Annotated in this window: 5 protein-coding genes and 1 pseudogene; 4 read left to right on the top strand and 2 right to left on the bottom strand. The window is 32.2% G+C overall.

Features of this window, described 5'->3' with window-relative positions; all coding sequences use genetic code 11:
• On the bottom strand, window positions 1-195 hold a 195-nt coding region (locus ACP6PM_RS09330; protein ID WP_426583934.1), incomplete at its 3' end, for a hypothetical protein.
• 112 nt (window positions 196-307) lie between these two features.
• Window positions 308-1,294 carry a tetratricopeptide repeat protein gene (locus ACP6PM_RS09325; RefSeq protein WP_426583932.1) on the bottom strand — a complete coding sequence of 329 codons (987 nt, stop codon included), beginning with the start codon at window positions 1,292-1,294 and terminating at the stop codon, window positions 308-310.
• A gap of 1,284 nt (window positions 1,295-2,578) precedes the next feature.
• On the opposite strand from ACP6PM_RS09325, the gene ACP6PM_RS09320 reads away from it, so the two are divergent.
• The 4 genes and pseudogenes from ACP6PM_RS09320 to ACP6PM_RS09305 all read left to right on the top strand — a co-directional run.
• Entirely contained in the window at window positions 2,579-4,762 is a 2,184-nt protein-coding gene (locus tag ACP6PM_RS09320; RefSeq protein ID WP_426583930.1) for an FkbM family methyltransferase, read from the top strand.
• Window positions 4,763-5,589: 827 nt separating this feature from the next.
• Complete coding sequence (locus tag ACP6PM_RS09315) at window positions 5,590-6,549, top strand: GDP-mannose 4,6-dehydratase (RefSeq protein WP_426583928.1); 960 nt, start codon at window positions 5,590-5,592, stop codon at window positions 6,547-6,549.
• A gap of 185 nt (window positions 6,550-6,734) precedes the next feature.
• Window positions 6,735-7,019, top strand: coding sequence for a hypothetical protein (locus tag ACP6PM_RS09310; RefSeq protein WP_426583926.1), 285 nt, complete (start codon window positions 6,735-6,737; stop codon window positions 7,017-7,019).
• An 18-nt stretch (window positions 7,020-7,037) separates the two neighbouring features.
• A pseudogene (locus ACP6PM_RS09305) lies at window positions 7,038-7,199 on the top strand (Uma2 family endonuclease); the annotation flags it as partial.
• Between the last annotated feature and the right edge of the window lie 122 nt (window positions 7,200-7,321).

Here is a 7,321-nt window from a genome sequence, read left to right as displayed (position 1 = left end):
GGAAGCAAAATTTAGGATGGAAGTCGGCAAAAACTGAACAGAAAAATATTTTAATCCTCTGGTTTTCCAGAAATAGTAAATATTTGCCGACTCGACTGGCGCGCCAAATATATAGGTAGTGGTTTGGGAAGCAAAATTTAGGATGGAAGTCGGCAAAAACTGAACAGAAAAATATTTTAATTCTCTGGTTTCCAATACTTAGTAAATATTTGCCGACTCGACTGGCGCACCAAATATATAGGTAGTGGTTTGAGAAGCAAAATTATCGAATTTATCTCCCCATCTACCTATCCCCTTATCAATATTTTTATCCCAATTCAATGACGCGACTATAAGCGGCACTTGCTTCATCTATTTTTCCCTGCTTTGCTAAAGCATCACCCAAATTTTTATGAAATAAAGGTGAGGTAGGATTGAGATTTATTGCTTGCTGAAATATATAAATTCCTTCTTCCAACTCTCCCATTTTTGTTAAAGCTTCTCCTAAATAGTTATAAGCAAAATCTGACTTAGGATTAATTTTAATAGTACGGCGATAGGAGGCGATCGCTTCTGACCACCTTTTTTGTTTTGCCAAAACTATGCCAAGTTGTAGATAAATATCTGGATTATTTTTCTGAACTTCTAAGGCAAGTTTATATTCAGAGATTGCTTGCTCAAAATAACCTTGTTTTGCCAAAATTTTGCCTAAATTCAAATGAATTTCTGGATTTTCTGGTTCGGTTATTAAAGCAATTTGATAAAAAATAATTGCCGATCCTAGTTTATTTTTACTAAGTAAAATATTAGCCAAATGCTGAGATATTTCTGGATTATATGGCTGAATTTCTAAGAACTTATGGTAATGACTTTCATCTCCCGGAGAATATTTTATTCCTAGACGATAATTACTAAGTGCTGCTTGTAAATTTTCCAGATAACGTTGTTGAAAAATATCCCCTAACTTTTCATATATCTCTGTTAAAGTCGGTTTGAGTTTAATTGCTTTTTCATAACAAGCGATAGCCTCATCCCACTGTTTTTGTTGAGAATATAAATTACCAATAATTTTGTATAATTCTGCCAAATTAGGCTGAATTTTTAATGCCTGAGTATACCAACTCAGCGCAGCTTCTAAATTTCCCTCAGTTTCCAAAGCATTTCCTATAGTTTGATACGCTGGAATAAAATCTGGTTTTACCTCTATAATTTGATGACATAGAGCGATCGCTACATCAAATTTACCCAAAACCAAATATTCTGTTGCTTTTTGGTGTTTTTCTATCACATTCAGAATTAAGTATTGATTTTTCATGCTTTACCATATTAAGCTAAAATATATTGCACATTCAAAAATTATTGATTAAGAACATCCCAAACAATATCTCATACTATATTTGTGATTAAGGAGTAATTAATTAACAATATGTGCAGGAGAATATCGAGTTTAGCTCTCTCTTACCAATATCTTATATATTCAGATATATCTAGAATATTTAAGGAAAAAAATACTTAATTTTACCTCAGCTCCTTCCCTTGAATAAGTCATTGTTCCATTCTATAGCAATATGATTTAAGTTGTGAGATAGTGGATAATTTTAAGCAAGACTTAACTGGGAACAGAGAAGAAGAAAAAAACTATCTTATGAATATAATAACTGCTATATTCTATGGTTTTAAAGAACAGTAAAATTATCACAACTGATTCCTAATTGCTATAATAATAAAAAGCTAAAAATAAAAATTATGAATCAGAACTATATACAACTTGTACACAATGAATTCAAAAAATCCTCAATCTCACTTGAATAAAAAATAAATGAAATAAGTATTCAACAGTTAAAATTAATCATAGACTTGATTGATTATGGATAGTTAAGATTAGCTTTGATCCCTTAACCCATACTTTTAATTCTGCCTGAGTCTCTCAATACTTATTTGGAAAGCTGAGGTTATGAAACTGATACCTGAATACCTATAGCAGGGAACAGAGAAAAGGGAACAGGGAAAAGTTAGAAAAACATTTCCTAATCTAAGATTCATCATCAGTCTATTTCCTAACCAATTCTTTCTTAGCTATATAATAAACTAAATATTAATATCAGGAAATACCAATTTTCACAAACTCAAACAGAACTAGAAAGAAATTTAAAACTATAAACACAAAAAAACCATAGTGTTTCTCAAGTTACTGAGGTACAGTTGTTTTTCTTTTTTTTCTATTCCCTCTTTCCTGAATTACTACTCCTTAATCCCTAATCCCTAAAACAAATAAATTTTGTACCTTACTTAAAGATGGCAATTGCTATAACGAATCAAAATACAACAAGCTATGCAGAGCACATCAGAAATCTGGGAAAAATCTTTCCTAAGTCCAAAAGAATCAAAAATTTTTTCTGTAATTGTTTCTCAAACTATCTAATTTTAAGGTAGTATTATTCAGCAATTCCAGTTACATAAATTCAACCACAAACTATTTGAGTATTCTGACTAGAAAATAAGGTTTCAAACCTCCTGCCCTTTCAAGGGGATAAAAAAAGAAAATTCAGCCAGGAGGTACTGATAACTGATAACTGTTAACTGATAACTGAAGTGACCAATGAAATTAGATTTAAAGAACCTTTGTTTACAAAACTCAGTCTCCCCCAGAGGTATTATTCATGTCGGTGCTTATGATGGTAAAGATATCAAACTTTATCAAACTTTAGGCATATCAAAAATTCTCTTCATTGAAGCTAACCCAACAGTATTTGAAAGGTTAAAAGCAAATATCGCCACAGCATCTCTCGATGTGCAAGCTGTTAACTATGCTATTAGTAATCAAAATGGCAAAGTCAAATTATATGTCAATTCAATGGGGCAAAGTAGTTCCATTTTTCCTTTGAAATATTATCTAGATATTTACCCCAATATTCAAGAAACTCATCAACTTACTGTTGAGTCAAAAACTTTGGATACTTTGCTACAAGAATTAGATCTTTCTCCAAGAAGTTTTAATATCCTTAACTTAGATATTCAAGGGGCAGAACTTTTAGCATTACAAGGAGCAAATAATCTACTTAAATATATAGATGCGGTTTACACCAAAGTTAATTATGAGGAACTCTATGAAGGTTGTGCTTTAGCAGAAAAAATTGATGAATTTTTAGCACAGACTGGTTTTGGTATGGTAGCAGTGGCAAAACCTTTTCATCCATCCTGGGGAGATGCTTTTTATGTGAGAAAACAGATAGTTAGTATGTCTACTCTTGGGAAAAATACTGGATTGGGAAATCAAATTTTTCAGTATGCTTTCTTAAAAATATATGCTCAAAAAAATGGATTATCTGTAGAGACTCCTCCATGGTTAGGCCAAGAGTTATTTGGGCATAAAGATAGAGAAATTTCTGAAGATTTCCCTATAGTTGTTGAGAATAATAATGAAATTTTCCCTGGTAATGGAGAAGTTTGGAAAAATGTGGATATTCAGGGAAAATTTTTATATCACACTAGGTATTATGCGACCCATAAAAAATATTTTTGTTCTTTGTTTCAACCTGTAACAGAAATAGAAGGTCAAGTAAAAGTTGCTTGGGAAAAGTTGCGCTCTTGTGGGAAAACTATCATCGGTTTACATTTACAATCACATTTTGTTGTTGCTCCTATTGAATGGTATAAAATTTGGTTGCATGGTTTATGGGAAACTTTAGAGGAACCAGTTTTATTTATTGCCAGTGATAATTTAGAGGAAATACCCCTGGTTTATTTTGCTGAATATAATCCTGTAACGGTTCGAGATTTGGAGGTAGAGGTTAATCTAGAATATCTGAATTTTTTCTTATTGAGTAAGTGTGATTTTGTTGCTATTTCTAATACTCCCTTTAGCTTTGCTGCTTGTCTTTTAAATGAAACAGGAAAATATTTCTTTCGCCCCCACTTTCGGACGGCAAAACTTATACCTTTTGAACCTTGGAATACCACTCCAGTTTTTCGGGATATAGATATTGATGAAGTAGGGAAAAGAGTTTCATCTGATGAACAATTTCAGCTAATACAATCTCAACTCCAGCAAACTTCCGCAGAATTAGAAAATAGTGAATCTCAGAAAGAGGAACTTTCTCAAAAATTAGCATCTACTCAATCTAAACTTCACCAAACTCAAACAGAATTAGAAAATATCCAATCTCAACGAGACCAAATCTTAGGAGAATTAGAACAATTCCAATCTCAATTTTACCAAAGCCAAGAAAAAGCCAAAAATGCCGAATTACAACTACAGCAAACTCGCGAAGAATTAGAAAATATTAAATTTCAAAAAGATGAAGTTTTCCAAAAATTAACATCTGCGGAATCTCAACTTCAGCAAAATCAAGAAAAAACTATAGAATTAGAAAACATTAAATCTCAAAGAGATCAAATTTCCCAACAATTAATATCTGCTCAATCTCTGCTTCAGCAAAATCAAGAAAAAGCTAAAAATGCCGAATCACAACTACAAAATATTAAAACAGAATTAGATAAATGTCACTCCGAACTACATGATACGCGAGAAGAATTAGAAATTACTCAATTCCAACTAGATGAAGTACAAGTAGAATTAGAACTATCTCAATCTCAGTTATCTAAACATCAGGAGCAAATCAATACCTATCAATCCCAATTTCAAGAAACTCAAACAGAACTAGAACAAACCAAATTAAAACTAGAAAAGCAGGAAAAAATATTACCCAATCAAAATACAACAAACTATGCAGCTCATATCAAAAATCTAGCAAAAATTCTCGCAGAAACAATCCCAGATTGATAAAATATAATAGAGTTTCTCAATTGAATGCGGTACAAAATTTGTGATTTGAGTTAACAGGCCATAGAAAATCTGGGAATGTATAATAGACCTTTTGCTAAAGTCAAAGTAAAATTACGTTATAGTAAATAAATAATCAGTTTCTATTACTTTTTATTTTTGACTTACTTCTGCAAGAAGTCTAATTTACTTCATCTCCATGATAAATGCTATGAAGAGAATATTCGTAATTTGTTTACTCACTGTTGTTACTTTAGCTCATTTATCTAAGAATTACTATATCTATATCTATATTTATAGTCTCTACCCTTCCTTTGGTGGTAAGTACTAAGTCATAAATGTAGAAGACTTGTTTGAGCAATTGGGTTATTAAACTTCACACCTCACTTACAATTTATTGAAGAAGGTTGTAGGTTTTATGTCTTAAGTTATCGGTTACTTATCGTTCCACTTAATACCATGCATGAAAAAAGAATGTGGCGTGAATAATTTGGTAAACTAAAATGGTTTAAGTCAGATGTATAGCGTGCTCTAATAGAATTATTTCAGGGTAAAAAATGATAATAAGAAGCTCTTTATAGCTGACTACTGACTATTGACTACTAGAAACACTCCAAATATTTGTAGCCAACATTTATCAGCCTTGGTATAACACCTTATTTCAGTTGAATACAAGGGCGAAAATTGAATCTACTACCTAAAACCTACTACCTAAAATATTCCTAAAAAAAAAGTGCACTTACTCCAGAAACTTTTGCTTAAAACCAACAATTATCTATAAAATTAGACCCTACCATTTACCCATTTTTCCTTCTTCCTTAAAGATTATGAAAACAGCATTAATTTCAGGAATTTCCGGTCAAGACGGTTCCTACTTAGCCAAATTATTACTAGAAAAAGGTTACAACGTTTGTGGCACTTCTCGAGATGCTCAAATGTCTACTTTTAAAAACTTATCTCGTTTAGGTATTCGTGACCAAATAAAGTTAGACTCCATGTCTTTAAATGACTTTAGAAGTGTCTTACAAATATTAACCAAATATCAGCCAGATGAAATTTATAATCTAGCTGGTCAAAGTTCAGTAGGTCTCTCTTTTCAGCAACCTGTAGAAACATTAGAAAGTATCGCTACTGGCACCTTAAATTTATTAGAAGCAATTCGATTTACTGGAGCAAAAATTAAATTATATAATGCCAGTTCGAGTGAATGTTTTGGCGATACAGGTGGTAAACCTGCTACAGAAATTACTCCTTTTCGCCCAAGAAGTCCTTACGCTGTTGCTAAATCTGCAGCTTTTTGGGAAGTAGCAAATTATCGAGAAGCTTATAATTTATTTGCTTGTTCTGGAATTTTATTTAATCATGAATCTCCCCTCCGACCACAACGTTTTGTAACTCAAAAAATTGTCTCTGTTGTTTGTCAAATTGCTCAAGGTAGTAACGAGAAATTACACTTAGGAAATATTTCAGTGCAAAGAGATTGGGGTTGGGCACCAGAATATGTAGAAGCAATGTTTTTAATGTTGCAGCAAGATGAACCAGATGATTATGTAATTGCCACTGGAGAAAGTTATCCTTTGCAAGATTTTGTAGTTGAAGCTTTTACTTCTGTAGGATTAAATTGGCAGGATTTTGTAGAAGTAGATCGGGGTTTATATCGCCCTACTGATATTTCTGTGGGTAGGGCAAATCCAATTAAAGCTGAACAAAAATTAGGATGGAAAGCACATTATAAAATGCCAGATGTTGTGCGGATGATGGTTGAGGATAGAATGGCTAATTTGTAAGCATTCAGCTATCAGTTAATTGCCTTTTTCAGAGGTATTATTATTAACAGATTGAGCAAAAATTATGATTACTACAAATCCCTTGAAATTCCCTATTTGTTATCTCCTAACCTTCATACCCTAATATTATTGCTGAATGCTGAAAGCTAATAGCTGAATGCTTACATAATAACTAGAATAAAACTATGAAAAAAACTACAATAATACCTTTAGAAAATGGCGATACGGCTGACGCCACGCTCCGCGTTTCATGTCGCGCAGCGAAACGCTTGACTATAGATGAATTTGAAAAGCGCTATTTTTCTATGCAAAAACATAAAAAAGCTGAACTTGAAAAAATTGTTTATATGACTTCACCTCTGAGATTTTATGCCGATGAACAACCTCATTTTCAAATCAATACTTGCTTAGGAGTTTATGCTGCTAGAACTCCTGGAGTTAAGGGTGCTGATAATACAACTATCCATTGAGATAAAAATAATGAATCTCAACCAGATGCCATATTATTTATTGAACTAACTTTAGGAGGAAAAACAAAAATTAGCGAGGATGATTATATAGAAGGTGCGCCAGAATTAATTGTTGAAGTTGCTGGTAATAGTGCTGCTTATGATTTACATGACAAATTAAAAGTTTATCAATGCAATTGAGTAAAAGAATATTTAGTTTAGATAGTTTACGAACAAGAATTAAGTTGCTTTAGGTTGTCTGAAGGGAAGTATATTTCTGTTTCTGTTGATGAAAATGAAGTTATCAAAAGTCAAATTTTTCC

The organism is Dapis brunnea BLCC-M229, from assembly GCF_050015995.1.
Lineage (GTDB): Bacteria > Cyanobacteriota > Cyanobacteriia > Cyanobacteriales > Microcoleaceae > Trichodesmium.
The sequence above is the reverse complement of the archived record's forward strand: the minus strand, read 5'-3'. Positions and strand labels throughout refer to the sequence as shown.

Coding starts and splice junctions, on each gene's coding strand:
- ACP6PM_RS09320 (WP_426583930.1), top strand. CDS start 2,579: ATGAAATTAGATTTAAAGAACCTTTGTTTACAAAACTCAGTCTCCCCC.
- ACP6PM_RS09315 (WP_426583928.1), top strand. CDS start 5,590: ATGAAAACAGCATTAATTTCAGGAATTTCCGGTCAAGACGGTTCCTAC.
- ACP6PM_RS09325 (WP_426583932.1), bottom strand. CDS start 1,294: ATGAAAAATCAATACTTAATTCTGAATGTGATAGAAAAACACCAAAAA.
- ACP6PM_RS09310 (WP_426583926.1), top strand. CDS start 6,735: ATGAAAAAAACTACAATAATACCTTTAGAAAATGGCGATACGGCTGAC.